This window comes from Corallococcus sp. CA041A (assembly GCF_003612075.1).
Lineage (GTDB): Bacteria > Myxococcota > Myxococcia > Myxococcales > Myxococcaceae > Corallococcus > Corallococcus exiguus.
Window position 1 is genome coordinate 1 of sequence record NZ_RAWF01000140.1, and the last position, 26,575, is coordinate 26,575.

Consider the following 26,575-nt stretch of genomic DNA (forward strand, 5'->3'; position numbering starts at 1 on the left):
TACAACGAGCACTGGTTGCTGGAGCGTCACCACTTCCTCTCGCCGAGTCAGGCCCGGCGGGAACTGATGCAGAAGCAAGCGGCCTGATTACGACCAACCTGGTGTCTCAACAATCCGGTGCGGTACAACTCCTCCTGCCGACGAAGCCTTCGGGTTGGATTTCCTCTTGCTCCTGGCGGGAGCGCGAACCTGTGTCGGGACGCTTTGGCCCGTTCCGGACCTGGTGACGGCTGCCATCGTCAGGAGGTACCGGAACGGTCTTTCTGAAGGCCGAGACCCCGCGGTCGCACTGCTGGAGGCACAGCGCTGGTGGTCCAGTGACGGGGTGGAGCTCCTCATTGAACAGCTGCGGCACAAGCCGCAAGCGCAGGCCATCAAGGACTTCGCCGGATTGCTGGGGCTGGACCTGGGACCCGAGGGGCTCGCTTCCACTTTCGACCTGCTGGGAACGACCGCGTCGGTGGATTCAGGGGGAGAGGGGATTCGCCGGGTCTTCGGATGTCCCGTTTCATGGGCAGCAATCCGCTTCGTAGGCCTTCCGGAGTGGAAGTCCGCGGAGCCCTGGTCGGAGCATTCCGAACGGCCGCTGACCGACTCGGAGCAGGCTGTGATCACGAGCTGCCTGTCGCTGGAGCCCATCGTCCGCCCGGACTCCTATCGCGAGCAGCAGGAGCCCATGCTCGCGCAAGCGGCGATGCTGAACCTGGGTGACATTCCCTCCGGGGAGCAAGCCCTCCGGGTCTCGCGGCTGTTGCGAGACAGTCTCCAGGGGGCGTTCAGGAACAACGTGCTGCAGGCGCTGGCGTGGCTCCATGAAGTGCTTGCCGCTCCTGGGGTGGGTACCGCGGACCGGATTCGGTTGTCCGTGGAGGCCGCCCACCTCTGGTTGGAGGTCGCCATCCAGGAGCTGCGGTTGCCCCCCATTCCTCATCCAGTGGCACTTGCTCGGGCCGAACTCCTGCTGGCGGATGTCCAGCGGCTGGGTGGCGAAACGAACGCGGACGGATTGGCGGCGTCGGCTCGTTTGCGGCTCTTGCGCACCGTCTATACCGCGGAGCGGGTGGACGAGGCCTTCCGCGATGCCTTGGCGCTCCTCATGCCCAAACTCGATGGCCTTCATCCCGTTTCCTTCGAGGCGCTTCGCGTGGTGACGATCGCGGTCGAGTTGCTGCCACGAGACGAAGGGATTCCTGCGTCCTGGCGCGACGAGGTGCTCCGGCATGCACAGGCCATTGCCTCATGGGCGGAGTGCCCCCGAGAGATGGTTCCTGCCTGGCACCGGTTGCGAGTCGCACTGCATCCCTGGGAGCCCGGCACGAAGGCCTCGGAGGTCGCACGACTTCCGTTGACGCCACGTGAGCGGACGGGGGTGACGCTTCATGCCCTGCGAAACGAAGCGTCTCGGTCCAACCCAAGCTCGGTTCCTTCGGCCGTGCTTCTCACCCAGGCATTGGGCGGAATGGAGGCCAGCTTGTGGGGAACTTCCGGCGACAAGCGTCATGCCCTCGTCGTCACGGTTGGCACCTTGGGCGTTGCCTATCGAATGTTGTTGAAGTTCTACCTGTCCTCACACGAGGTGAACCGTCCTGGCAGCGAGGTGCACCTGCTGGCGTGCCTCCACTCCGCAAGTGATCTGAGACTGGCCTTCCTGGGGCGCATGGCATGGCTCTCCACCGGGCCCTCGGAACAGTGGACACGAACCATGCGGCGCCTGCATGAATACATCCGGCGTCGGCAGACATTGAGTGCGGCCTTGTCCAATGCGGTGCTGTTGGCGGATCCGGCATCCATTCAGAAGAGGATCCAGCCCCATCCCTTGGACCCGCATTCGTTGACGAGGCAGGCCATGAAGACGAGTCCTCGGGGTTCCTCGGGTTTGACTGCCTGGTGCCTGGAGTTGCTCATCAGCCAGAGGCAGGAACAGGTGCGCCCCGCATGCACCGCCGCGTTCGAGGCGATTCGCACCCTGTCGCTTCTGGAGGACGGCGCGAATCGGATGTGGGACGAAATCCTCGAAATCGACGCCACCCGGCGCTTGTTGTCCGGCGCCCAGGCGTCCCGGGGGCTCCCAGCGGCGCTGGACCCTGGCTTGGACCTTGAATCGAACGAGCGGAGGCTGGGCTCCCTCAAGGAGGGATTTGGCCTGCTGGGGCTGACCCTGACCCCCGACGAAACCCTTTTGATCATCGCGTGGTGGAACGACGGGGGAGGGCCGCGAGGACGAACACTCCGGCTCCCCGCTGAGGCAGTGCGAGCGGCTCTGGGCGATCTGCTGGGGACTTCGAGCGAAGACACGACTTCGAGGCGAGGGGTTTCTGGAGATCGCCGCGATGCATGGCGGAGGCTTGAAGCTGCGCTGGCCCCAGCGCTGGCGTCCCTTCTGGACGAAGCCCAGTCCGGGCTGCGATTGCGTTGGCGCGTGTTCGCTCCGGGAGCCCTGCGTGCGCTTCCCTTGTTGGGAATCCGCCTGGGGCGTGGCGAGCTGCTTGCCGAGCAGGTGGAGGGACTTTTCCATGTTCCCTCGGAGGGGTTCGGTCGTCTCGGCGCTCCTCAGCCTTCAGGAGAAGACTTCACGGCGTGCCTGTTGGCTCCAGCGGGAACGACAACGTGTTTCGGTGAAGCCGCATTGACGACCTTGCATGGGGGGAAGCCGCCGGAGCAGTTCATTCAGGCCCCACGCAATCCAGCGTCCAGTGCCTTTGAGTTGGATGCCTTGCAGGCGCACGCCTCAAGAATCAGTGCGCTGCGCATCTACGGCGTCGGGCGCCCCGAGTCCATCAACGACGCGACGGCGATGTTCCGACTGTCGGACGGACGTTCCCTGGTGGAAGGAAATCTGGTCGATCTGCTGATGCCTCACTGCCGGGTCGTGGAGTTGTGGGCCTCCACGGCGGGAGGTGCTGACCGCGAGCGTCTCCTGTTTGACCACGAGGACCGGATTCCAGGCCTCGCGCCGAGCTTCCTGGCCGCGGGGGCGGCGGCAGTCATCGATCTGGCATGGCCAGTCCACGATGTGATCAAGGCGCTGGTCTGTGAGCAGTATGGCTGGCGGAGTCAGCGCTCAGGCCACGGGTCAGAAATGCTCGCGGAGGCACTGGAGGCGGTTGCCGGGATGTTGCGAGCGCTGCGGTCGCGGGCCGGATTGGTAACGGCCCACGACGTCCTGGTGGCGCTGGATGACCTGCGTCGGACGCAGGTCCAAGAAGCCTTGAAGTGCCCTGTCGCCATCACTCCGTTCGCGGCACATTCCAACGTACCGGAGGTTGCCGGTTCATCAGGCGCGGAGTTGCTTGATGAATTGGGACAGGGCGTTCATCTAGGGGCCTTTCGCTGGTGGGGCGCGTGAGGGCGTAGGCCCCTGGGTCGCTATTCGAGCTTCGACGTGGCGTCGACGGTCAGCTCCAGCGTCGTGAGCTCCGGATCCGCGAGGATGTCCGCTTCGCTGAAGCGCACGGGACGGAAGTGCTTGCTGGAGAAGAGGTCCGTCTGGTCCGCGAAGTGCGGGGACGCCGGGTCGGTGGACTCCGCGTAGGAGAGGACCGCGTTCGCCTTGGGCCCCTCCGGCGTGAACTCCATCACCATGAGGAAACTGGTCCCGAAGTCGACCAGGTAGCCTTCTGGCGTGAGCCCCGTGCCGGGGGAGAGCAGCGGGCCCTGCGGCTGGGACTGCGGCAGCAGCGTCGCGTTCGCGCCGGAATAGCCGACGACGTTGGTGACGCCCTCGAAGGCCGCGCCACCGTGCAGCGGCACCTTGCGGTCTTCCTTCCACGCGAACTGCACGTCGCCCAGCTTCGTTCCCACCGCGATGCCCGCCTTGCCCAGGAGCGCCACGGCCTCCGCCAGCTTCTGGTTCACCGGATCCACGCCGGACTCCGGCGCGGGGACCAATCCCGACGGCGTCACCGCCGCCCGGGCCGGATCGAAGGGCTGCGTGAAGAGGGCGCCCTTGTCCACGAGGTCGGAGCGGTTGAAGCCGTTCAGGAACTCACGCCAGACGATGGCTCCCGAGCGGTCCAGGTCCAGCCGGCCATCCCACGCCGCAATCAGCTGGCACGCCTCCGCGATGTCCACCGGAGCGCCCTCGACGACGATGGGCTCCGCGCCCTGGCAGCGCTGCACAACGGCCGTGCGCAGTTGCTCCGCCACCCAGGTGCGGTTGCTCAGGATGGCCTGCTCGGCCTCCTCGCGCGTGAAGCGCCCGTCGCTCCCGGCCGCCGCGGTGTCACCCTGTTCGGTGATCAGCGTGAGGTTCATGTGCGAGCGCGTGCTCATGCGGCCGCGTGTCCCGAAGATCTCGTAGAGGAAGGGCAGGTCGAGCAGGGGAGATGCGGGGTTGGTGAACGTCGCCGGATCATTCGCGTTCATCACGAAGTCCGTGCGGCGGAGCTGCGGCATGACGGTGGTCGGCACCAGGCCTTGCGACTCGCTGTCCAGGCCCACCCATTCGTCGCGGGACGTGCTTCCGTCCAGCAGGACCAGCCCCAGTGACGCGAACACCGGCGCGTCCGGGGTGGACTCGAGCGAGTCGCGATACGCCGCGACGGTGGCGGGGCTCAAATAGGGGACCCGCGACGCGTCCACGTAGCGCGTATCGCCGTCCGCGCTCGTCATGAGCGTGTTCACCCAGGGCGCGCCGCGCACGGTTCGCTCCACGTCCGCGGCTTCGCCGATGTCTCGGGCCGTGTTCAGGCGCACCCAGTGCTCCGCGAAGCGCGGGTTGTCCTCGGTCGCGTCGCGAGTCGTGTACGCGGTCTCGTCCGTCCAATCCGCGCCGGGGCCGGCCAGGATGGGGCCGTAGTGGCTGCGCCAGAACGTGCGCTTCTCCTGCGTCATGCCGCCGTCGGTCCCTCGCACGTTGACGGTGACGGTCCGCGACGTCATGCGGCGAGTCGCTCCGTCATAGACGTACGCCGTGGGGTCGCCCGGCACGAGCTTGAGCCGGTAAAGCGTCAGGTGGCTCGACGCCGTCACGGTGTGCGTCCACGCGATGTCGCGGTTGAAGCCGATGTTGATCGCCGGAACGCCCAGCAGGGATACGCCGTACACATCCAGCTTGCCGGGGATCGTCTGGTGGCTCTCGTGGAAGCGGAGGCTGCCCTCCCAGGGGAAGTGCGGGTTGGCAACGAGCATGCCCCGGCCACTGGCCGTCTTCTCGCGGCCCAGCGCCCAGCCGTTGCTGCCCAGCTCATCCTTGCGCGGCGACAGCGCGAGCGGCCTCGACTGGAGCCGCTCGCCTCCCGTCTCCGCGCTCGGAGGCTGCGCGTTGCCCACGTAGCCGAGCAGCGGGATCAGCGTGTCGAACAGCGACAGGTCCAGGTGGTACGCCATCAGGTCGTACGCGCTGATGGGCTTCACCCACGCGGCTCCCCGACAGGGCTCGGGACGCTGAGCGGCCGGCACATCCGCGAGGTACTGGTTGTAGCCAGCGGCATAGCCCTGCACGAGGTCGCGCAGGTCCTGCGACTGCTCCGCGAAGCTGGCCTCGGCGCGGGTCCGCAGCGCGAGCCCCAGGTAGGTGAAGTCGCTTTCGAGGAAGGCGTCCTGCGGGCCCCGGCCCAGGTAGCGAGCGCGCTCGCCACGGACCTTGAGGAACTGATCCGCGAGGATGCAGACCGCGTCCTGCGCCTGCGCGTAGCCGATGCCAGCGCCCAGGCTGCGATAGCCGTCGGCCTGGATGTGGGGGACGCCGTACGCCGTGCGGTGGAGGGTGGCCTTGAGCGGGGAGGGCGCCGGCGGGTCGTCGTTCCGGCAGCCACTGAACGCCGTCAGGGTCAGCAGCAGGGGGAGGGAGATTCGGGATGTACGCATGGGTCGTCAGCCTCGCAAACAGGGCTGACAAGGATATCCGCTCTAAGCCAAGTATCCGTGACTACTAGGGTAGTAGCGGTCGCGTGGGACCGGTGGCATAGGCTGCGTCCCAAAAAGGAGCAGGCCATGGCGTACATGCTGGTGGTGAGGCAGGTCGAGGGCGGGATGCCCCAGACGGCGGAAAAGAAGCGCGTCTCGGCGGACCGGATGGAGCGGATGCGGGGCTTCGGGGCGTCGCTCCAGGCGCGCGGCATCCTCAAGGCGGCGGACTCCCTGCGTTCGGACTCGGAGGGCATCCGTGTGGAGCGGCGCGACGGGAAGCTCAGCTTCAGCGACGGGCCGTTCACCGAGTCCAAGGAGATCATCGGCGGTTTCTTCCTCATCGACGTGAAGACGCGCGAGGAAGCGGTGGAGCTGGCCACGCAGTGTCCCGCGGCGGAGTGGTCCACCGTCGAGGTGCGCCAGTGCGGTCCCTGCTACGACCCGTGAGCGGCGCGCCTGCGCACGCCGTCGCCTACGGCGGCGTGACGCGGTTGCGGCACAGCTGCAGGTAGCGCCGGATGAGCTGGAGCCGCGCCCGGTCGAAGGCCTCGCCGTCGTCGGGGACCGCCCAGGCGTGCGGGATGAGCTTCCGGGCCACGGCACGCGCATACGCCGGGTCGCCCGCGTCACTCACCAGCTTCAGCCATTCGTAGTCCTGCATGCCCTGCCGGATGAGCTTCATGCGCAGCGAGGGCAGCGGGATTTCGGTGGTGCCACCGATGATGGAGGGCAGCCCCGGATAGAAGAGCGTGCCGTCTCCATTGCCATTGAAGCGGAACTGCGTCGTCCACGCGGTGAAGAGCAGGCCCACCGTCTGGTAGTACAGCTCGACGCCCGGATGCTCCCTCCCGAGTCGAGTAGGGCTCACGGGCTGGAGGACTGTTGACCCAGGCGCTTGCGCAGCAGATGGAAGGCCCACAGGCCGGCGAGGACGCCGGCCGCGCCCAGTCCCAGCAGCACGGGGGTGCGCCGCTCCAGGAAGCTGGCGCCCAGGTAGACAGTGCCCACCGCGTAGGGGAGCTCCGCCAGGGCGAGGACGGCCAGATAGCGGCGCAGGCCATAGCGCGCGAGACCGAGCACGTAGCCCGGGACTTCGGATGGGACGGCGAGCTGGAAGAGGAGCACCACACCGAAGGGCGTGCGCCGGGAGATGCGCTCCTCGTAACGGGCGAGCAGGCTGGCGGAGGTGAGCCGGCGGATGACGGGCCTGCCCCATGCGCGGGCGATGCCGTAGGCGCAAGCGCCGCCCAGCATCCAGCCCAACCAGAGCAGGAGCGCGCAGACCGCCTTGCCCCAGGCCTGGAGCGCCACCGGCAGCAGCAGCGCGCTGGAGAAGAAGGCCAGCATCGCCGACAGGGCGGAGAGCAGGACGAAGAGCACCGCGCCCCAGACGGGATGCGTGGAGATGACGGGCGCGGCCGCGTCGACGGCCCGGCGCAGCAGGGACTGGAACGCCTCCGAGGACGCGAGCAGCGCGAGGCCGGCGAGCATCATCACCAGCAGGAGCGCCCGGCCCCACATGGCAGGAAGCCCGTGGTGCTCTTCCTGTGGCAGGGGAGAGGTGTTCATGGCCCTTCAGGCGCGCAGCGCGTCCAGGATGGACAGGCGCGCGGCGCGCAGCGCGGGCAAGAGCCCGCCCAGGAGACCCATCGCCGTGCCGAACAGCAGCGCGCCCAGCAGGATGGCGGGGGTGGGGGAGAAGCCGAAGCTCACCGCCGCGAACGTCTGGAAGTTGAGCGTGCGGATGTGGATCCACCGCGTGGCCAGCGCCCCCAGCGCGCCCAGCACGCCTCCGGCCGCGCCCAGCATGGCGGACTCCACCACCACGCTGGCCAGCACGCTGCGCCGCCGGAAGCCCACCGCGCGCAGCATCCCCAGCTCCGCGACGCGCGTCGCCACCTGGGCGTACATGGTGATCATCGCCCCCAGCACCGCGCCCACGCTGAAGACGAAGGACACGAAGAGGCCCAGCACGCGGATGAAGGCCGCCAGCCCGCTGGCCTGGTCCGCCCAGTACTCGGGCTCCGGCCGGGCCTCCAGCGTGAAGCGTGGGTTGGCCTCCACGCGCTTCACGAAGGCCTCCACCTCCGCGGGCGAGCGCAGCCGCACCACCGCGGAGTTGTAGTCCTCGCGCCCGAAGGCAGTGCCCAGGCGCATGGCGTCCGCCCACACCTCGGACTCGAAGGCGCCACCCCGGGCGGCGAAGACGCCCACCACCGGCCAGCGCTGCCGGGCGAACCGCAGCTCCCCTCCCAGCGTGGCGTCTGGCGAGGTCCCGACGAGCGAGCGGCCCAGCACCACCTCGTTGGTGCCCGGCCGGGGCCTGCGCCCGGAGACGAGCTGGACCTCCGGCCGCGCCTCGAAGCTCTCCGCGCTGATGCCGCGCGCCGACGTGTTCATCGCCTGCGTGCGTCCGCTGGGCAGCGTCAGCAGCACCACCCGCTCTCCGGCCACCAGCGGCTGGCCGTCCGGCCCGGACGCCACCTGGGGATCCGTGGAGAGGATGCGCACCGCGTCCCGCTCCACGCCGCTGACCAGCTCGCTGGTGGCCCCCTTGCGCAGCACGACGACGTTGGACGCGTCTCCACCCGAGGCCAGCGCGGACTCGATGCCGTTGGCCAGCATCAGCACCGCGGAGAAGACGAAGACGACGAGCCCCAGCCCCACCACCGTGAGGCCGGTGGACAGCCGGCGCGCCCACAGGCTGCGGGCGTTGTAGAAGAGCGGCACCATCGCTCAGGCCACCTTCCTCAGGCCTTCCGCCACCGGCAGCCGCACCGCGCGCAGCGCCGGCCCCACGCCCGCCAGCAGGGACACCGCCACCGCCGCGAGCGCGGAGACCCAGAGCGTGTGCCCGCGCGTGAGGTGGTCCGGCATGGGACCGAACCGCGAGGCGATGAGCTTCGCGAAGATTCCCACCAGCACCGGCGCGGCCGTCACGCCCAGCGCCGCCGAGCACAGGCCGATGAAGGAGGACTCGGCCAGCACCAGCGCCACCACGGCGCGCGGGCGGAAGCCCAGAGCGCGCAGGGTGGCGATGTCCCGGGTGCGCTCGCGCACGCCCATGGCCAGCGTGTTGCCGATGACGAGCAGGATGATGAGCAGGATGACGCTGGACACCACCCGCACCGCGGTGACGATGGCCGAGGACATGGCCACGAAGCCCTGCTGGAAGGCCTTCTCGCTCTCCGTCTTCGTCGGGTAGGGGCTGTTGTCGAACAGGTGGTCGATGGCCGCCGCCACCTCGGCCGAGCGCGACGGGTCGTCCACGCGCACCGCGTAGATGCCGGCCTTGTCCTTCATGGTTTCGGTCAGCCGGTCGCTCTCGTTGAGGCAGCGGTAGCCGAACACCAGCGTGCTGGTGTCCACGCCGGGCCGCGCGCCGCGGTAGATGCCGTGCACGTTGAACGTCCAGTCGCCAGGGTAGAGCTGCCCCTTGAGCGTCACCCGGTCCCCCGCCTTCCATCCGAAGCGCCGGGCCAGCTGCTCCCCCACGAGCGCGCCGCACGGGTCGCCGCGGAAGGCGGCGAGCTGCGCGGGGGGAACGACGTACTCCGGGAAGACGTCCAGGAAGGTGTGTGCGTCGACGGCGAAGTTGGCGAAGAAGTCCTTCTGCGTGTCGCCCAGCTTGCCGCCGAACCACTCCTGGTGCGTGACGGCGGTGACCCCCGGCAGCGCGGCGATGCGCGCGTAATAGGACAGCGGCAGCGGCTGGGTGAAGGACACCTTGTTGCGGACGATGAGCCGGTCCACCTGCGCCGCCCGCGCGTTGTAATAGAAGAGGTCGACGACGGTGCTCAGGAAGATGAAGGCCGTCACGCCCACCGCGCCCGCGAGGACGGTGAGCGTCAGCCGCAGCGGGTTTCGCATCAGGTCGCGGCTCGCGAATCCCACGTAGTTCACTGGAGCACCCCCTTGTCCAGGTGGTGCACGCGGCCCGCGCGCTCGGCGGCCTGCGGGTCGTGCGTCACCATGACGAGCGTCTTGTGCAGATCCCGGTGGAGCACGCCGAAGAGATCCAGCACGGCCTCCGCCGCCTTGCGGTCCAGGTCCCCCGTGGGCTCGTCCGCGATGATGAGGTCCGGGTCGGTGACGATGGCGCGGGCAATGGCCACGCGCTGCTGCTCGCCGCCGGACATCTGTGGCGGGCGGTGGCTCACGCGGTGGCCCAGCCGCACGAGCTCCAGCGCCGCGGCCACGTGCCGGCGCCGCTCCCCGCGCGTCAGCGGCGTGAGCAACAGGGGCAGCTCCACGTTCTCCGCCGCCGTGAGCACGGGGATGAGGTTGTAGAGCTGGAACACGAACCCCACGTGGGCGGCGCGCCAGTCGCTGAGCTCCCGGTCATCCAACTCCGACAGGTCCCGGCCGGCCACCTCGACGACACCGGTGGTGGGCCGGTCCAACCCGGAGACGAGGTTGAGCAGCGTGGACTTGCCGGAGCCGGACGGGCCCATGAACGCCTCGAAGGCGCCAGTGCCGATGGTCAGGTCCACCGAGGCCAGCACGGGCACCTCCACCGTGCCGCGCCGGTAGGTCTTGGACACGCCCCTCAGGCGCACCATGGGGGGCGGGGCCTCGGGTCGCGCGTCCTGGATCATCCGTTGCCCGCCTCCACCTTCACGCGCCGGCCGTCGCGAAGGCGCTTCGGGTCCGGGGCCACCACCACCTGCGTGCCCGCCCCTGGGCCCTGTGTCAGGGACACCTCGTCGCCCACGCGCTCGCCCACGCGCACCGGCTGGCGCGTGAGCCGCCCGTCCTTCACCACCCACACGGCCGCGCCCTTCGCGTCGCGCACCACCGCGCTGGCGGGCACGCGCGGGGGCTGTCCGTGCGCGGCCAGCTCCCCGGGAGGCAGCGGCTGGCGGAGGAAGGACACCTTGGCGCCCATGTCCGGCAGCGCACCCTGGGGGACGGACTGGAAGTGCACCAGCACGGTGGCGGTGGCCTTGGAGCGGTCGATGGCGGGGCGCACCGTGGTCGCCGTTCCAGGGAAGGCGCGCTCCGGCATGGCGTCCAGGAAGATGAGCGCGGGCTGGCCGATGTGGATGCGCGAGAGCTGCTCCTCGCTGACCTCGGCCTCGACCTCCAGGGCGTGCAGGTCCACCAGCTCCACGATGCCGCCCAGGTTGGTGCCGGTGAGGGCGGCCGGCGCGAGCACCGCGCCCTCGTTCGCGAGCTTCTTCGACACGGTGCCGTCGAACGGCGCGCGCACCACGGTGTGCATGAGCTGGAGGCGGGCCGCCTCGCTCGCCCGGCGGGCGGCGGCGAGCTGCGCCCGGGCCAGGTTGAGGGACTCCTGCGTGGCGCGGCCCGCGGTCTCCACGTCCAGGAGCTGGGCCCGGGGGATGACGCCCTGCCGGGCGAGGTTGCGCGTGCGCTGCGTGGTGCGCCGCGCGTTGACGGCCTGGGCTTCGGAGGAGGCGAGCTGGGCCTCGGAGGCCCGCACCGAAGCCTTGGCGCGATCCAGCACCACGCGGGCATCCCGGTCATCCAGCCGGGCAAGCACCTGGCCTTGCCGCACGGGCTCTCCTTCCTCCACGGCGACCTCCACGAGCTGGCCCGCGACGAGCGGCGCGATGACCGAGCGGCGCCGCGAGTCGACGTAGCCGGAGGCGGACAGCTCCGTCTGCTGCTCGCCGGGGAGCGGCTCACGCACCTCGGCCACGCGCACGGTGGGCGCTCGGCGTGCCACCGCGCCAGCCACCAGGACGAGCACCGCCACCAGGAGCCCCGCGGTGATGAGCCAGCGCGGTCTGCGCCGGCGCTTCACGGGGGCGGCGGAGCGGTCGATGCGCAGGGCGCTCAACGCGGTCTGGGACTGTGAGTCGGCCATGGCACCTCCGGGCCAGGATCCCGGGCCCTCGAGGATGAGGGTAGGGCGGCGGAGGGCGGGGTGCCACGAGCGGGGCGCCGCTCGCCGCCGCGCCCCGGCTATTCCACGAGCTCCACCCGGACGGCCGTGACCTTGTAGTCGGGCGTATGGGTATACGGGTCCTGATGCGGGCCGATGACGGCGTTGATGAGGGTCTCCGCGGTGTGGAAGGTGGTGAAGAGCTCGCCGGGCCGCAGCCCCTCCGCGCGGTGCATGGGCAGCACCGCCTCGCCATGCCGGCTGCGCACCCGCACGCGCGCGCCCTCGTGGAGCCCCAGCCGCTCCGCGTCCGCCGGGGCCATGTCCAGCCAGTCGCCGGGTTGGAGACGCGCGTTCGGCGTGCGGGACGTCATGGTCCCCGCGTTGAACGCATACAGCCGCCGGCCCGTCATCAACACGAAGGGGAAGTCCTCCGAGCGCGCCTCCGGCGACGGCGTGTAGCTGATGCGGCGCAGCGCCGCCCGGGGGCCCAGGGCAAAGCCGTCGGTGTGCAGCACCCGGGTGCCTGGATGCGCCTCGTCGGGGCAGGGCCACTGGAGGCCGCCGTGCTCCAGGCGCGCATACGACAGGCCGGCCCCCACGGGCCACATGCGCCGCACCTCGTCCCAGATTCCTTCAGGGGTGGTGAACGCGAAACCTTCAGGGTGTCCCAGCGCGCGCGCCGCGCGGCAGAGGATCTCCCAGTCCGGCAGGGACTCCCCCGAAGGGGGCAGCGACGCGCGCACCCGCTGCACGCGCCGCTCGCCGTTCATGAACGTGCCGTCCTTCTCGAACGAGGTGCACGCGGGCAGGAAGACGTGGCCGCAGGCCCGCGCGGTCTCGTTGAGGAACAGGTCCTGCACCACCAGCAGCTCCAGTTGCTCCAGCGCCTCGCGCGTGGTGTTCGCCCCCGGGTTGGTGAGCAGCACGTCGTAGCCGAAGGCCCACAGCGCCTTGAGCCTCCCGCCGCGCGCCGCCTCCATCATCCGCATCAGGTCCAGTCCCGGCGTGGAGGGCAGGGGTGAGTCCCAGGCGGCCTCGAAGCGGGCGCGGTGCTCCTCCAGGGGGACGTAGCCGGTGAGCTGTCCCGGCTCACAGCCCATGTGCGCCGCGCCCTGCACGTTGTTCTGTCCGCGCAGCGGGTTGACGCCCATGCCCGGTCCGCCGAGGTTGCCCGTCAGGAGCGCCAGGTTCACCAGCGCCATGACCGTCTCCGTGCCCTGCACGTGCTCCGTCATGCCCAGCCCGTGCACCATCATGGACGGGCCGTGCGTGGCGTAGAGGCGCGCGGCCGTCCGGAGGTCCTCCGCGTCCACGTCGCACAGCCGCGCGGCGCGCTCGGGCGTCCAGTCGCGGATGAAGGCCTGGAAGTCCTCCACGGCGTCCACGCGCTCGCGCAGGAAGTCCGGGGCGCAAAGGTCCTCGGCCACGATGACCTGGGCCAGCGCGTTGAGCAGCGGCACGTCCGTGCCGGGCCGGGGCCGCAGGTGCACGTCCGCGTAGCGCGCCAGCTCCGTGCGCCGCGAGTCGATGACGATGAGCTTCGCGCCCCGGAGCACCGCCTGCTTGATGCGGGCGCCGACGACGGGGTGGCACTCGGTGGCGTTGCTGCCCGCCACCAGCAGGGTGCGTGCGTGCTCCACGTCCTCGAAGGAGTTGGTGGAGGCGCCCGTGCCCAGCATCCGCTTCAGCCCGGCGGCGCTGGGCGCGTGGCACACGCGGGCGCAGCAGTCCACGTTGTTCGTCCCCAGCACCACGCGGGCCAGCTTCTGCGCCAGGTAGTTCTCCTCGTTGGTGGCGCGAGCGGAGCCCAGCATGCCCACCGTGTCCGGGCCGTGCGCGTCCCGCAGGCGGCGCAGGCGCTCCGCGATGAAGCCCAGCGCCTCGTCCCAGGAGGCCCGCCTCCAGCCGCCCGCCTCGCGCAGGAGCGGCACGGTGACGCGGTCCGGCGCCGTCACGAAGTCGAAGGCGTAGCGCCCCTTGGAGCACAGGTGGCCCCGGTTGGACGGGCCCTCGCGCGAGGGCCGCACGGTGACGATGCGGCCCTCACGCGTGCCCACGTCCATCTCGCAGCCCACGCCGCAGTAGGAGCAGGTGGTCCGCGTCCACGCCTCCGGCGAGCCCCGGTCCAGCAGGGTGCGGTCCTCCAGCGCGCCGGTGGGGCAGCTGTCCACGCACGCCCCGCAGGAGACGCACGAGCTCTCCCGCAGGCTGGGCCCGTCCGGGAGGATGCGCGTCGCGGCGCCCCGGTCCCACACCCGCCAGACGAACTGTCCCTGAACGTCGTCGCAGATGCGCACGCAGCGGTAGCAGTGGATGCACTGGGACATGTCCACGTGGATGTACGGGTGCGAGTCGTCCAGCGACTCCGGCCGGTGCGTGCCGAGCGCCTCGTCCGCAAGGCCGTACTCGCGCAGCGCGCGGTGGAAGGGCTTGTCCGGGTGGCGCGCCACCGCTTCGGCCGGGTACTGGGAGGCCAGCAGCCGCAGCAGCACCCGGCGCCGCGCCTCCACCTGGGGACTGCGCGTGCGCACCTCCATGCCCTCCGCCAGTGGAGTGGTGCAGGCGGCCACCGGACGCTCGCAACCCTCCACCTCCACGATGCACGTGCGGCACGCGCCCACCGGCGTCAGGCGTGTGTCGTCGCATAGCGCGGGGATGGAGATGCCCAGGGACTCCAGCGCCTCCAACACGGTGCCGGGCGCGCACTCGCGAGCCTGCCCGTCGATGATCACCCGAAGCATGCCTCCACCTCCTCCCGGTAGTGGCGCAGCACGCTCCGGGCGAACTCCCCCAGCCCGGTGCCGTGTCCACACAGGCTGGTGAGGCGCAGCGCCTCGGTGACCTCCTCCCAGTCCGCCGCGCCGGCACGGGGGGCGGTGCCGGCGTCCAGCACGCGCGCGAAGAGTCGCTCGACGTGTCGCGCCCCCAGGCGGCAGGGCGTGCACCTTCCGCATGACTCGTACGCGCCGAAGGAGAAGACGTGGTGCACCAGCGCGGCGATGGGCGTGTGCGCGTCGAAGGCCACCACGCCGCCATGCCCCACGGAGGCGCCCACCGCCTGGAGTTCCTCGAAGCCCAGCGGGGTGTCCAGCAGGTGCGGAGGGAGGATGCCCGCCAGCGGCCCGCCAATGAGGACGCCCTTCATCGGCCCGGTGCGCAGCCCGCCTCCCAGCTCCTCCACCACGGTGCGCACCGGCGTGCCCAGCTCCACTTCGTAGAGTCCCGGGCGGTGGAAGAGCGAGTTGAGCGACAGCACCTTCGTGCCCCGGCTGCCCGGGATTCCCAGCGCCGCGTAGGCCTCGCCACCATGGCGTGAGATCCACGGGAGGTTGGCGAGCGTCTCCACGTTCTGCACCAGCGTGGGCTGGCCGAACAGGCCCGCCTGGGCGGGGTAGGGGGGCCGCGCGCGCACGAAGGGCCGGCGTCCCTCCAGGGCGTTGAGCAGCGCCGTCTCCTCGCCGCACAGGTAGCTGCCGCGCCCCACCTCGATGGAGACCTCGCAGGAGAACGCGCTGCCCAGGATGTGTGGACCCAGCACGCCCTCACGGTGGGCCTCGTGCAGGGCCACGTGCAGCACGCACGCCGCGAGCGGATACTCCTTGCGCACGTAGATGACGCCCCGGCGTGCGCCCACCGCGTAGGCCGCCAGCAACAGGCCCTCCAGCACGGCGTGGGGGTCGTCCTCCATCAGGAAGCGGTCGATATAGGCCCCGGCGTCACCCTCGTCCGCGTTGGCCACGACGACCTTCTCCGCGCCAGGCGCGGCGGCCACCGCGCGCAGCTTGCGTCCGGTGGGGAAGCCCGCGCCTCCCCGGCCGCGCAGCCCGGACCGCTCCACCTGCGCGATGAGGGCCTCGGGGGGCGAGGACAACGCCTGCTCCAGGGCCGCGTAGGCGCCCTGGCGGGTGGCCTCTGTCACGGCGCGGGCTCCACCGCTGGCGACGCGCCCCAGCGTGATGGCCTGGGGGGCCCGGACGTGCACTTCAGGGCGAGCGTCCTCACCCGTGACGGAGGGCGCCCGGTAGCACTGGCCCAGGCAGTAGACGCGGGTCTCGCCCGAAGTGGCCTGCCGCCAGCGCGCAGCATCCAGGTGGCGCGCGACGAAGCAGGCGGTGCCCTGACAGGCATGCGTCCCCAGGGGGCCAGGCCCCAGGTGGTAGAAGGATTCGATTTCGGGTGTGTGCTGCCCTGGCTTCATGCGCCGCCTCCTCCCGCAACATGCGCACGCCGCGTGATTCGGACTTCGCGCCCGCACTGCTTCCTCGGGGTGACATCCCTCCTCACTCCAGGGCGATTCGCACGGCGGTGTCCCCCGCCCATCCTCCGGGGCCATGGCCACGACACCGCACGATGCCCCGGAGGCGGGTCAGCCGTACCTGCCCACGCCCCAGGCGGAGGCGCAGGCCTTCGCGTGGGACGACCTGCTGACGTCCACCCGCCAGGGACTCCGGGAGCTCTTCTCCTGGCTGGAGGCGGCCTGCGAGGGCAGCGCGGACGCGGCCAGCACTGAACACCTCTCCACCAGCCTCCTCGTCTCCGGCGCCCGGGGCTGCGGCAAGACGACCCTTCTGCTCAGCGCCGTGCAGGCGTTGCGGGACTGGAAGTCCTTCGTGCGCGGGGCGCCCGGTCCGGAGGTGCCCGCGCTGTCGCGGACGCTCGAACGGCTGGAGCGGCGCATCCTCTGGCTGGAGCCGCTCGACCTGGAACCCGTCCCGACGCAGGCGAACCTGCTGGCCACGCTGCTGGTCCGCGTGCGGGCCGCGTTGGATCAACCCCGCCGCGGGAAGGGCGAGCGCGGCGAGTCCGCCCGGTGGGCCTCCTCCATCCTGGAAGAGGGCGCGGAGGAGACGTGGGGGAAATTGGATCACCTCATCCGCGACGCGTCGTTCATGTGGGAGGACATCCCGTCCACCACCGATGCCCGCGTGCGCGCGGAGCAACAGATCCGCGCGTCGGAGATCTACGCCAACTTCCAGCCGCGCTTCGCGGACGCCATGGAGGACGTGGCGCGCACGCTGTCCATGCCGCGCTTCGGCGCGTCCGGCGGTGACCAGGTGCTGCTGGTGCTGCCCATCGACAACGTGGACCGCAGCATCGAGCACCTCTACAACATCGTGAAGCTCACGCGCATGGTGGCCAGCCGCCACCTCTGGTTCGTCCTGGCCGCCGGACACCAGGAGTTCCAGCGCTTCATGGAGCGCTCCTTCCAGAAGGAGCTGATCATCTCAGGTCAGGCTGGCATCGGTGCGCGCGGCCAGGAGGAGACGCTCGCCATCGCCCGGCGCCAGGCGGCCACCACGCTGCGCCGCGCGCTGCCGCCCAGCTACCGCATCGCGCTGGACCTGGTGGAACCCCACGAGGCCTGGCGCTTCCCTGTGGACGGGAGAGGTGAGCCGCTGGGCTCGCTGCTGCGGCGCCTGCGCCTCCCTGCCAGCAAGCGGACGGAGTCGCGCGTGCTGGAGACCTTCGCGGATCTCTTCGACCTGCAAGCCCGCCTCGCGCCCGACGTGGCGCGCTGCTACCGCGAAGCCCTCCGCAATGACGACGCGGAGGCCCGCGAAACCGAAGCGCGCCCGGACGAGCCGCTCCTCCACCACGTGGGGAGGCTCGCGCTCACGCTGCCCGCGCGCACCCTGCAGGACCTGTGGCACGCCGTCCGGCACGAGGTCATGTGCTCCGCCGCGCCCACCACCGGGGCCGCGCCGGAGCAGGGTGAGTCCGTGGTCCGCATCGCCTCGGAGATGCTCCGCAACGCCATCGACGAGAGCGACCTGCCGGCCTGGGCCAGCGAGCAACTGCACCACCGCATCCTCCGTCAGGACGACCAGGGCCGCGTCTGCCTGGACCTGACGGGCAAGCCCATCCGCCGCTCCAAGCGCACCAGCCTCCATGGCGTCCTGCAGGCGCCGCCGCGCGATCCCGGTGGAAACGGGACGGGCGCGCACGCCCGGGTGCTGGGTACGGAGGTGCACCTGCGCCGCTTCCACGAGGTGATCCTGGTGCTGGAGGACCTGGAGCAACCCGGCCGCGAAGCGCCGCTGCCCGCGAACGTCGCCGGCTGGTTCATGGTCCTGCATGACGTGCTGATGCTCTTCGAGCGGCCCCGCGTGCTGAGCGCGGACGTGACGGCGCTCGAGATGAGTCCGGAGATGATCGCCACCGTGCACGAGTTCTGGTCGGGCCGCGCGCGCGGCGAGCCGTTCGTCCAGGCCGCGTTCTGGTGGACGCCCCCCTCGTGGAACACCTTCATCGAGTTCGCCATCCTCACCGCGCAGTGGCGCGCGTTCCTGGTGCGACTCTCCAGGGGCTTCCTCACCGCTGGGGACGGGGAGGACGCCACCCTGCGCGCGCGCTTCATCCAGGCTGCGTGGGTGGAGAACATCTGCTCCGTGTCCGGAATGGCGATGGGCCGGTGGAACTGGGGCGATGAACGCCAGGGCACCGTCTCCGTGCTGAAGGCTTCGCGGCTGACCCTCGCGCTGGAACGCTATGAACAGTGGGTGCGCGACACGGTGGCGGAGCTCGTCACGCGGATCCGTGAGCACAGCGCCGGGTATGATCGGCTCTGGACGGCGCAGGTCTGGCTTCGCGACATGCTGCCGCTCCAGGTGCTGCCGGAGTTCGCGCTCGCCGTCGATGCGCGGAGCCTGCTTCGCCAACCGTCTGGTGTCGCCAGTCCGAATGACGGCTGGGACCTCCTGGTGAAGGACTGGCGCACCCAGGCGCCCCGGCTGGCGGCATTCCGGCATCAGCGGGTGCGCGACGCGGTGAACCGCTCCAGCGCGGCGGAGTCTCTCCGTCAGGCGCTCGGCGCGGGTGGTGGGCGCGCGTCGGAGACGTACTACGGCTGGCTCGACACCCTGGTGGATGCGTGGTTCGCGGTGGTGGACCACGACGGGGATCCGCTGGCGGGGGTGGTGCTGGGCATGACGCACCGCTTGACCCCCACGTCCCCGGATGAGCATCCGTGAGCCGCGAGGGCGCACGCCCACCCCCGGGAAACCTGGCCCCACGCCGTGTCCCTGAGGCCTACGTCCGAGCCGAGGTGGCCAGCTTCCCACTGACGAGCCTCGGGGCCTTCCGCTCGGCGGTGACGGAGCTGGTGCCGTCGCTGGACGCGGAGTCCGGCGGCCCCACGCGCGCGCTCTGGCGCGAGTGCGAGAAGAGCCTGTCGGAGCACGCCAGCGGCTGGTCGTTGGACCGGATCATCGCCGTGCGCGACGCGTTCTGGTTTCCCTCGCGAGGCCACGTCAGCCACCGGCAGGCCCCGCGCACGGGCGTGTCGATGTTCCATTACCTGCGGCACCTGGCGGACACGCACCTGGAGCGCAGGCCCGGTGTCACCGTCATCTTCCAGGGCACGGGCGCGGAGGCGGTGGAGGCGCTGACGCACTACCGCTGGCTCACCTTCGCGATGCCAGAGGATCTGCTGCTGGCGGCCGTGCCGGTGGAGCCACCTCCGACGCGCGTGGACATCGAACCGCCGCTGCTGGTGCGCCACCTGTTGGATCGCGGCGTGGCGGAGGTGCACCACCACGTCGGCGCGGGCATGGACTTCCCGCTCCTGTGGGCGTCGCTGCTGTCCTCCGTGGGAGACGCGGGCCTGGATCCGCGCACCCTGACGGGGCCGGGCATTCCCTTCGACGAAGGCGAGGTGATGCTGCGCTGGCTGCTGGCGACCGCGGTGACCCGCTGTGTCCTCGCGGAGGTCCTGCTGCGCCGCGAGACGCCTTCGCTCCTGGACTTCGTGCGCGGCCTCTCGGAATCCCAGGCATGGCTGCCGCAGCGGCGACGCGTGCTCTCACGCACGCTGGAGGCGCTCTCGCGGGGCCGGAGAGAGATCCTCCCGGCGCTGGATGAGCTGCGCGGCCTCTACGAGGACCTCCACCCGCTGGCGGCCCGCAATGTGACCGACCCGCCCGCCACGCTCGATGAAGTATGGCGGCGGTGTGATCCGGTGGCCTTGCGACTGCGCCTGAGCAGTCCCAACGGAGGGGAGCGCTGGCTGGTGCGCGCGGGCCTGAATCACCTGGGGCGCATGGAGCGCGCGGGTGAGCACGACGTGCACTTCGACCGGCTCTTCTGGCAGGTCCAGCGCGTGCGTTGCATCAGTTACCGCGCCTACGTGCAGCGGCCGCTGACCGCGGGCCTCCAGTGGTTCATCCGCTTCTATGGTCGTCCAGCCGCGATGAAGCGGCCCCTGCGCGCCGTGCGCGCGGAGGTGTCCTACGCGGTGGCGGGCGGTGACCAACCCATCGCCGCGCTGGAGGTCCGCACGAGCCTCGCGAACGACCCCATCCGTATCGCGGAGGAGCTGGCCTCCCTCACGCAGTCATGGCGGGGCGTGCTGGGCCGCACGGGAGAGCGCGCCGTCGGAGGGCGCCCGCCGGAGTTCGGCGTGGTGATGCACCTCATCAAGGCCCGGGACCCCGGCCGGAACTGGACGCAGGGGCAGCCGCCCGCGCACGGCATGGGCACGTACGCGGAGCCGGTGCCCGAGGGACGCGTGCGGCTGGGCGGACGATTCTCCGACTACTTCGCCGCGCAGTCGGTGCAGGTGGAGGCGCTGGTGGACCTGATTCGGGCGGTGCCACTGTCGCTCTGGCTGGTGCGGGGCCTGGACGTGGCGTCGGATGAGCTGAGCGTGCCCACGTGGGTGCTGGCACCGCTCTACCGCTACGTGCGGTGGGGCGCCGCGCGCGCCGCGACGAAGCGGGAGGCCCGGGGCGCTCCACCGCTCCGCCTGACGTCGCACGTGGGCGAGGACTACCGGCACCTCATGGAGGGACTGCGCCGCATCTACGAGAGCATGCACTACCTGCTGGACCGCACCGGGGGACGGCTGGGTCACGCCACCGCGCTGGGCGTGGAGCCCGGGATGTGGGCGGAGTCCGTGGGCGCGGTGATGATGCCGGCCGAGGACCGGCTGTGGGACCTGGTCTTCGAGTGGCGCCTCTACGGCGACTACCGGCTGCCACCGGCGCTGGCCGCGGAGGCACCTCCCGGAAGGCCGCAGCGCGTGGAGAACATGCTGCGCGAGCTGTCCGAGTCCGTCTTCGGAGACTGCATCGCGCCGCACGTGCTGGCCGAGGCGCACCACGTGCTGCACAACCTCTGGTGCCCGCCGCTGGCGCGGGAGGAGGGCGGCGTGGGGCTGGATGCCTTCAGCCGCACCTTCCGCCGGCTGAACTGGACCCGGGTGCTCAACGCGGAGCAGGTCCGAAGCCTTCTCATCGCCTACCGGGAGGACGAGCGCGTGTTCCAGCGGGGGCAGCAGCTGGTGGACATCCCGCTGGATGCGTCGGAGGTGGACGCGCTCCGGGCGGTGCAGGACGCGATGCGCCGGCACGTGGGCGCGCGGGGGACTGTCGTGGAGGTGAACCCGTCCAGCAACCTGCTCATCGGCAACATGATGGACTTGCGCAACCACCCCATCCTGCGACTCAACCCCCCGCGCGCGGATGACAACGCACCCCCGCCGGTGCCCATCGCGTTGGGCGCGGACGACCCCGTCACGTTCTCCACCTTCCTGCTGCGCGAATACTCCCTGCTGCACGAGGCGGCGCGCAGCGCGGGCTACTCCGAGCGGGTGGTGCACGAGTGGCTGTCCACCATCCGCCAGACGAGCATGGACGCGCGCTTCACCGCGCCCTGGCGCCCCAACGCCCTGCACATGGCGGACGAGCTGCTGGCCGCGCTGGCCCGCTTCACCCGGAGGGCCGTGCCACGCCACGAAGCCCCCGCGCCCGTTTGAGCCTCACCGCGCCGCTGGCGCCGGCGTGCGAGGCGGCGGCGTGCTGGCGGGGTTGGACGGAGGCAGCACCTTCTCCGACTGGCCGAGGAGCCGGCCCAGCACCTTGTCCATGATGGAGCTCAGGAGCTTGTCCGCGGACCAACCCGCGACGACCGCCAGCGCCATCAGCGTGAAGAACACGGCCTGGTTGTCGCTCACGACGATGTGGAAGAGGGCAGGGCTGGGGTCCACCCCGGTGCTTCCCGTCCGCGTGTCCACCGACAGCAGCATGCGGGACTGCTCCAGGAAGAGGAGCATCAGCGCCGCGAACGCGCCGATGACGGGCTTCACCATCAGGTGGTAGGCGAAGAAGCGGCCCGTCGCTCCCGTGGCGACGACGAAGCGCTCCTTCGACAGCATGTTGGAGATGATGGCCCCGGAGGCTCCCGCGAAGCCCACCAGGAGCAGGCCCCGGGGAATCAGCTCCCCCGGCCAGGTCTGGATCAACTCCCGCGTCAGCAGCACGAAGGAGATGACGAAGACCGCCAGCAGCAGGAGCGTGCTGAAGACCTGCAACGAGACGTTGATGGAGAGCTGCCAGAACGTCTTGTCCACCTGCTGGTTGACGGTGTCGAGCGCCCCGCGAAGCACGCTGCGGCAGTAGCGGGACTCCTCCGCGTCGAGGGGCGGGGGAGCAACGCTTCCGGGCTCGTCCACGCGGGTGAGCTGGCGCACGCTCCGGGGCAGGGGACCGCTCGCCCTGTCCGCGCCGAGCCAGAGGTGGGCCCGCGAGTCGGTCACCCGGCGCTCGAACTGCTGTTGGATCTCCAGCGCCCGGGGCACCAGCATGGACGCGGGCATCACCAGCAACAGCAGCCCGTCGACCTCATGGATGAGCTCCCAGAAGGAGAAGGACCAGCGCCCCGTGGGCTTGTCCAGACACCACCGCGCGGCCTCCAGCTTCTCCTGGCATTGCCGCAGGATGGCCGTTTCCTCGGCGGTGAGATCCTGGCGGATCCGGCACAGCTCGAGGAGCGAGGCGTTGCTCTCCACCCTGTTCCAGAGCAGCTGGGTGGCCGAGCCGAACCCCCACCGCCGCCGCCGGAAGCCCACGCGCTTCAGCAGCTCCGGTAGCGCAGAGTCGGGGAGCGTGTCGGTGGCCTCCATGAGGCACACATGGTCACGTCTCGGGCATGTGACAACCCTCCCGCGTTGCGCGTCGCGTCAATGTCATGCCTCACCGCGCTTAGGCCGCAAGCATTGATTAGCTGGAACCGGGGCTGATACTCCCAGTGTGCCCCACCCCCCAGAGAGGTGCATTGCATGTCGCGTCGCTCCCGAATTGTCTCAAGGTATTTGTTCTCACCGCTGCTCGCGGCCACGTCGCTCGCGCTGGCTTGCGGGCCCGTCACGGACGAGCCTGCCGCCCCCGTGGAGGCGCCCGTGGCGGCGGCCCAGCCGCTCGCGGTGAGCGGCTTCGCGGAGATGCACCACCACATGTTCGCCGAGGAGGCGTTCGGCGGTGGGTGGTTCCACGGAAGTCACACCGGCACGCTGGCGAGCTGTGACGGCGGCATGCCGGAGAGCGACCACGCGCGTGTCCGCATGGACCTGAGCAACATGCTCAACCTCTGTCCCAACTCGGGCAACGTGAACCTGAGCGGCATCCCCGTCCTGTCCGACATCTTCGGCGTGGGCGGCGCGGTGGCGTCGGAGATCATCGGCCAGGTTGAAGGCACCCAGGGCGACACCGGTCTGCACCTGGGCCGCATGGAGACGCCCACCCAGTGGCCGCGCTGGGACACCATCGCGCATCAGCAGGCGTGGGAGGGCTGGCTGAACAAGGCCCGCCAGGGCGGCATGTCCCTGGTCATGGTGTCGCTCGTCAGCAATGAGTTCCTCTGCAAGGCGCTGCCGTACCAGAACCTCAAGCGCCCTTGTGACGAGATGATGGACGTGGATGTCCAGCTCCAGATGGCCCGCGACTTCGACGCGCGCACGGACTGGGCGGAGATCGCCCTGTCGCCCGCGCATGCTCGGCAGATCATCGCGCAGGGCAAGCTCGCCATGGTGCTCTCCATCGAGTCCAGCAAGCTCTTCGGCACCAAGGACTGGCGCGCGGAGCTGAACCGCGTCTATTCGCTGGGCGTGCGCTCGCTGCAGCCCGTGCACCAGCTGGACAACCGCTTTGGCGGCGCGGCCCCGCACAACGCCATCTTCCAGGTGGCCCAGTTCCTGGAGAACTGTCACATCGACACGGACTGCGGCCTCACGGGCAACGGCTTCACGCTCGGCTTCGACGTGGACGCCAACTGCAAGAACACCAAGGGCCTCACCGCGGACGGCAAGCTGCTGGTCCAGGAGATGATGAACAAGGGAATGCTCATCGACATGGCCCACATGTCCGAGAAGAGCGTCCAGGACGCCTATGCCCTGTCCCAGGGCCAGACGTACTACCCGCTGTTCATCTCCCATGGCCACTTCCGCGAGGTGATGAACCCGGACCTGGCCTCCAACGAGAAGACGACGCCGTCGTGGGTGGTCCGCTACGTGCGTCAGACGGGCGGCATGTTCGGCCTGCGCACCGCGCACGACGAGACGCGCAACTACAACCGCACGCCGGTGGCCAACAACTGCCAGGGCTCCACGCGCTCGCTCGCGCAGGCGTACGAGTTCGGCCGCCAGGGCCTCAAGGTCAACATGGGCTTCGGCGCGGACCTGAACGGCTTCATCCAGCAGACGCGCCCGCGCTTCGGTGACTTCGGCGCGTGCTCCGCGGGCTTCCACGCGGAGGCGGACGCGCAGGAGGAGCAGCAGCGTGTCTCTGGCCCGCCGCCGCTGGGCACCGACTTCGACGTGTACGGCCTGGCCCACGTGGGCCTCCTGCCGGACGTGGTGAAGGACCTGAAGCAGCTGGGCGTCAACACCACGGGCCTGGAGGGCTCCTCGGAGAACTTCATCCGGATGTGGGAGCGCGCCAACGGCACCCGCACCGGCATGGCGGACGCGGCCAACGACATCGACACCGGCGGCGTCGACCCCTACGTCGCCAAGGCCACCCGTGAGGCGGCGTTCCCGAAGATCTGCGGCAAGGCCTACGCCCCCAGCACCAAGCTGGTGTCGGAGACGTGCCGCTTTGATCAGGAGTGCAAGTCCAGCCTGTGCAACGCCTTGGACAACTGCGGCGACATCCCGGGTGTCTGCACCTGCTCCGCCGACTCGCACTGCGCCTCGAACCAGTTCTGCGGCTGGGGCACGAACGACGGCAAGTGTGTGAACAAGCGCGCCAAGGGTTCGCTGTGTTCCGCGGGCCGCGAGTGTCAGTCCGGCAAGTGCTCGTGGCTGATGTGCACGTGAGCTGAAGAATGAGGGCCCGGCGGGAAGCGTTCCGCCGGGCTTCATCCCCGGGCGCCTGTCGTATGGGCGCCGTCCGACGCGCGCGGTTCCCCTCCGGACCTCATGCCATCTGGGAGCAGTGCCTCCACCTTCCGCCGTCGGTGAGCTGGGTCCCGGGCTCCCAGGAGGCGGAGAATGGCAGGACGCACGTGGCTGTGGGGTGCGGTGCTGGCGGTGTGGCTCGCCGGTTGCGGCGCGCCGCCGGAAGAGAAGGACCTGGCACCCACGCCGGCGGAGGCGCTGGAGGTCCAGGAGACGGACGCCGTCGCGGCCGGGGCTCCGGGGCATGACCCGAGGGGCCGGCCCTACTGGGTGCAGCCAATCCGAGGAGCGGACGACGATTTCCCAACGGGCATCGAGCACGACCGGGAAGGCAACGTCGTCACCGCCGGGTATTACTTCGCCCCCGTCGACTTCGGGACTGGGCCCATCGGGCCGTCCACCGGGCTTGTCGGGGCGATCTCCAAGTACAGGCCTGATGGGACGCTTGTCTGGGCGAAGGTGCTCGCCGCTCCCCCTCCGCCTGGAGGGGGCTTCGGCGGGGTGAACGTCTCTGCCCTCCACGTCGACCGGGCTGGGAACATCCTCGTGGGTGGAGGGCAAACCGGCGGGCTGGATCTGGGCAGCGGTCCGCTTCCCGAGGGAGCCTTCCTGGCTCAGTTCAATCGCCAGGGGAACCTGCAGTGGGTGAAGAGCTTCGTCGGCATCATCGCTCCGAGAGCGATCACGACGGACCGCGCTGGCAACGTGGCCATGGCGGCCTACCAGCAAGGCACGGTCGACTACGGGGACGGTCCCGTCACGGTTCCCCCTGCCAGCCTGGATGCCGATGTCCTCGTCAGCTACACGCCCGGGCTGGACCTCCGGTGGGTCTACCTCGAGGTCTCACATGGCTTGCTGAACGACGTCTCCGCGGACGCCGAGGGCGACTTCTACCTCGCGGGTATCGGACCGGATCCGGTGTTGCCATTCACCGCCATGGCCCGGTTCCAGCGCATCTCGTCGAAGGGCTGCCGGGTGTGGCTCCGGACGATTCCGGGGGCCAACTCCTTCGGCGTGCGGGCCCGCGTCAATGGCAACCGCGTCATCACCAGTGGTGACGTCCAGAACAGCTTCAGCTTCGCGGGAAGGCCCGTCGTCGTGTTCGGCCCACAGGGCTTCGTGGCGGCCTACACGCGCGCGGGTGAGGAGCGCTGGGCGGGGGCGATAGGGAACGGGACGGCGTACGCGGACATCGACCATCAGAACCATGTCTTCGCCACCGGCCGGTACACCGCGGGACAGCCCTTCGGGTTCGGGCGGGGACCGCTGCCGGGAGTCACGCAGGACGGCGGCTACCTGGCGCGCATCGAGCGCTCCCATGGACAGCTCGAGCAGGCGCGGATGGTGGCGACGGGACCGGTGACACCCATGGACCTGTCGGTGACGGAGGACGGCCGGGCCGGAATCATCGGGCTCTTCGGCGGTGCGACCGACTTCGGCTTCGCGACGCTGGACACCGTGGGCAAGGGGGACGACGTCTTCGTCCTCCAGCCCAGGCGCTGAAAAAGCACGGGCCCCCGCGCGAACGCACGGGGGCCCGGTTTCACGAAGCGGGGACTAGGGCGTGTCCGCAAATTAGAGCCAGAGGCGGATGGAGGCGATATGGACCATCGCCAGGTAGTTGGCGGCGCGCTTCTCATAGCGCGTCGCCACCCGCCGGTTCTGCTTCAAGCGATTGAAGAGACACTCCACCCGGCAGC

The 26,575-nt window shown here is 70.3% G+C and carries 16 protein-coding genes and 2 pseudogenes; 7 read left to right on the top strand and 11 right to left on the bottom strand.

Annotated elements, in window-relative coordinates; genetic code table 11:
* Positions 1 to 112 precede the first annotated feature (112 nt).
* Both D7V77_RS45990 and D7V77_RS23955 read left to right on the top strand, forming a co-directional pair.
* Positions 113 to 310: pseudogene (locus tag D7V77_RS45990) on the top strand (CHAT domain-containing protein); the annotation flags it as partial.
* 15 nt (positions 311 to 325) lie between these two features.
* Complete coding sequence (locus D7V77_RS23955) at positions 326 to 3,346, top strand: esterase-like activity of phytase family protein (protein WP_233597194.1); 3,021 nt, start codon at positions 326 to 328, stop codon at positions 3,344 to 3,346.
* Positions 3,347 to 3,366: 20 nt separating this feature from the next.
* On the opposite strand, the gene D7V77_RS23960 is transcribed toward D7V77_RS23955, so the two are convergent.
* Positions 3,367 to 5,808 (bottom strand): penicillin acylase family protein, encoded by a 2,442-nt coding sequence (locus D7V77_RS23960; protein WP_120578620.1) that lies wholly within the window; start codon positions 5,806 to 5,808, stop codon positions 3,367 to 3,369.
* Between the two features lie 126 nt (positions 5,809 to 5,934).
* On the opposite strand from D7V77_RS23960, the gene D7V77_RS23965 reads away from it, so the two are divergent.
* Positions 5,935 to 6,297, top strand: coding sequence for a YciI family protein (locus D7V77_RS23965; RefSeq protein WP_120578621.1), 363 nt, complete (start codon positions 5,935 to 5,937; stop codon positions 6,295 to 6,297).
* Positions 6,298 to 6,322: 25 nt separating this feature from the next.
* On the opposite strand, the gene D7V77_RS23970 is transcribed toward D7V77_RS23965, so the two are convergent.
* From D7V77_RS23970 to D7V77_RS24005, 8 genes are all read right to left on the bottom strand, one after another.
* Positions 6,323 to 6,718: a DUF4091 domain-containing protein gene (locus tag D7V77_RS23970; protein WP_233597195.1), complete on the bottom strand. Its 396-nt coding sequence runs from the start codon at positions 6,716 to 6,718 to the stop codon at positions 6,323 to 6,325.
* Entirely contained in the window at positions 6,715 to 7,419 is a 705-nt protein-coding gene (locus D7V77_RS23975) for a TVP38/TMEM64 family protein (RefSeq protein WP_233597196.1), read from the bottom strand. The genes D7V77_RS23970 and D7V77_RS23975 overlap by 4 nt, the downstream gene beginning before the upstream one ends.
* Positions 7,420 to 7,425: 6 nt before the next feature.
* Complete coding sequence (locus D7V77_RS23980; protein WP_120578624.1) at positions 7,426 to 8,583, bottom strand: FtsX-like permease family protein; 1,158 nt, start codon at positions 8,581 to 8,583, stop codon at positions 7,426 to 7,428.
* A gap of 3 nt (positions 8,584 to 8,586) precedes the next feature.
* Positions 8,587 to 9,753, bottom strand: coding sequence for an FtsX-like permease family protein (locus D7V77_RS23985; protein WP_120578625.1), 1,167 nt, complete (start codon positions 9,751 to 9,753; stop codon positions 8,587 to 8,589).
* Positions 9,750 to 10,448, bottom strand: a complete 699-nt coding sequence (locus D7V77_RS23990) for an ABC transporter ATP-binding protein (RefSeq protein ID WP_120578626.1) — start codon at positions 10,446 to 10,448, stop codon at positions 9,750 to 9,752. The genes D7V77_RS23985 and D7V77_RS23990 overlap by 4 nt, the downstream gene beginning before the upstream one ends.
* On the bottom strand, positions 10,445 to 11,683 hold the full coding sequence (locus D7V77_RS23995; RefSeq protein WP_120578627.1) for an efflux RND transporter periplasmic adaptor subunit: 1,239 nt from the start codon (positions 11,681 to 11,683) through the stop codon (positions 10,445 to 10,447). Before D7V77_RS23995 ends, D7V77_RS23990 begins: the two co-directional genes overlap by 4 nt.
* A gap of 98 nt (positions 11,684 to 11,781) precedes the next feature.
* The gene (fdhF, locus tag D7V77_RS24000) at positions 11,782 to 14,445 is read right to left on the bottom strand and encodes a formate dehydrogenase subunit alpha (RefSeq protein ID WP_120578628.1); all 2,664 of its coding nucleotides are present in this window, start codon (positions 14,443 to 14,445) and stop codon (positions 11,782 to 11,784) included.
* Complete coding sequence (locus D7V77_RS24005; RefSeq protein WP_120578629.1) at positions 14,433 to 15,902, bottom strand: NADH-quinone oxidoreductase subunit F; 1,470 nt, start codon at positions 15,900 to 15,902, stop codon at positions 14,433 to 14,435. Before D7V77_RS24005 ends, fdhF begins: the two co-directional genes overlap by 13 nt.
* A 133-nt stretch (positions 15,903 to 16,035) precedes the next feature.
* On the opposite strand from D7V77_RS24005, the gene D7V77_RS24010 reads away from it, so the two are divergent.
* Both D7V77_RS24010 and D7V77_RS24015 read left to right on the top strand, forming a co-directional pair.
* Complete coding sequence (locus tag D7V77_RS24010; RefSeq protein WP_120578630.1) at positions 16,036 to 18,675, top strand: ATP-binding protein; 2,640 nt, start codon at positions 16,036 to 16,038, stop codon at positions 18,673 to 18,675.
* A gap of 74 nt (positions 18,676 to 18,749) precedes the next feature.
* A complete protein-coding gene (locus tag D7V77_RS24015) occupies positions 18,750 to 21,458 on the top strand; it encodes a hypothetical protein (RefSeq protein WP_120578631.1) in 2,709 nt (902 codons plus the stop codon).
* Between the two features lie 3 nt (positions 21,459 to 21,461).
* Here D7V77_RS24015 and D7V77_RS24020 read toward each other — a convergent pair whose 3' ends face one another.
* Positions 21,462 to 22,604, bottom strand: a complete 1,143-nt coding sequence (locus tag D7V77_RS24020) for a hypothetical protein (protein ID WP_147452140.1) — start codon at positions 22,602 to 22,604, stop codon at positions 21,462 to 21,464.
* Between the two features lie 156 nt (positions 22,605 to 22,760).
* On the opposite strand from D7V77_RS24020, the gene D7V77_RS24025 reads away from it, so the two are divergent.
* Positions 22,761 to 24,794, top strand: a complete 2,034-nt coding sequence (locus tag D7V77_RS24025) for a membrane dipeptidase (RefSeq protein WP_120578633.1) — start codon at positions 22,761 to 22,763, stop codon at positions 24,792 to 24,794.
* A 174-nt stretch (positions 24,795 to 24,968) separates the two neighbouring features.
* Complete coding sequence (locus tag D7V77_RS24030) at positions 24,969 to 26,378, top strand: hypothetical protein (RefSeq protein ID WP_120578634.1); 1,410 nt, start codon at positions 24,969 to 24,971, stop codon at positions 26,376 to 26,378.
* Positions 26,379 to 26,450: 72 nt separating this feature from the next.
* Here D7V77_RS24030 and D7V77_RS24035 read toward each other — a convergent pair.
* Positions 26,451 to 26,575, bottom strand: a pseudogene (locus D7V77_RS24035) (IS5/IS1182 family transposase); the annotation flags it as partial.

Bases quoted from the DNA above. Each gene is read 5' to 3' on its own strand.
- D7V77_RS24025 (WP_120578633.1), top strand. From the start codon at position 22,761: ATGTCGCGTCGCTCCCGAATTGTCTCAAGGTATTTGTTCTCACCGCTG.
- D7V77_RS23980 (WP_120578624.1), bottom strand. From the start codon at position 8,583: ATGGTGCCGCTCTTCTACAACGCCCGCAGCCTGTGGGCGCGCCGGCTG.
- D7V77_RS24010 (WP_120578630.1), top strand. From the start codon at position 16,036: ATGGCCACGACACCGCACGATGCCCCGGAGGCGGGTCAGCCGTACCTG.
- D7V77_RS24030 (WP_120578634.1), top strand. From the start codon at position 24,969: ATGGCAGGACGCACGTGGCTGTGGGGTGCGGTGCTGGCGGTGTGGCTC.
- D7V77_RS24020 (WP_147452140.1), bottom strand. From the start codon at position 22,604: ATGGAGGCCACCGACACGCTCCCCGACTCTGCGCTACCGGAGCTGCTG.
- D7V77_RS23995 (WP_120578627.1), bottom strand. From the start codon at position 11,683: ATGGCCGACTCACAGTCCCAGACCGCGTTGAGCGCCCTGCGCATCGAC.
- fdhF (WP_120578628.1), bottom strand. From the start codon at position 14,445: ATGCTTCGGGTGATCATCGACGGGCAGGCTCGCGAGTGCGCGCCCGGC.
- D7V77_RS23975 (WP_233597196.1), bottom strand. From the start codon at position 7,419: ATGAACACCTCTCCCCTGCCACAGGAAGAGCACCACGGGCTTCCTGCC.
- D7V77_RS24005 (WP_120578629.1), bottom strand. From the start codon at position 15,902: ATGAAGCCAGGGCAGCACACACCCGAAATCGAATCCTTCTACCACCTG.
- D7V77_RS23990 (WP_120578626.1), bottom strand. From the start codon at position 10,448: ATGATCCAGGACGCGCGACCCGAGGCCCCGCCCCCCATGGTGCGCCTG.
- D7V77_RS23965 (WP_120578621.1), top strand. From the start codon at position 5,935: ATGGCGTACATGCTGGTGGTGAGGCAGGTCGAGGGCGGGATGCCCCAG.
- D7V77_RS23960 (WP_120578620.1), bottom strand. From the start codon at position 5,808: ATGCGTACATCCCGAATCTCCCTCCCCCTGCTGCTGACCCTGACGGCG.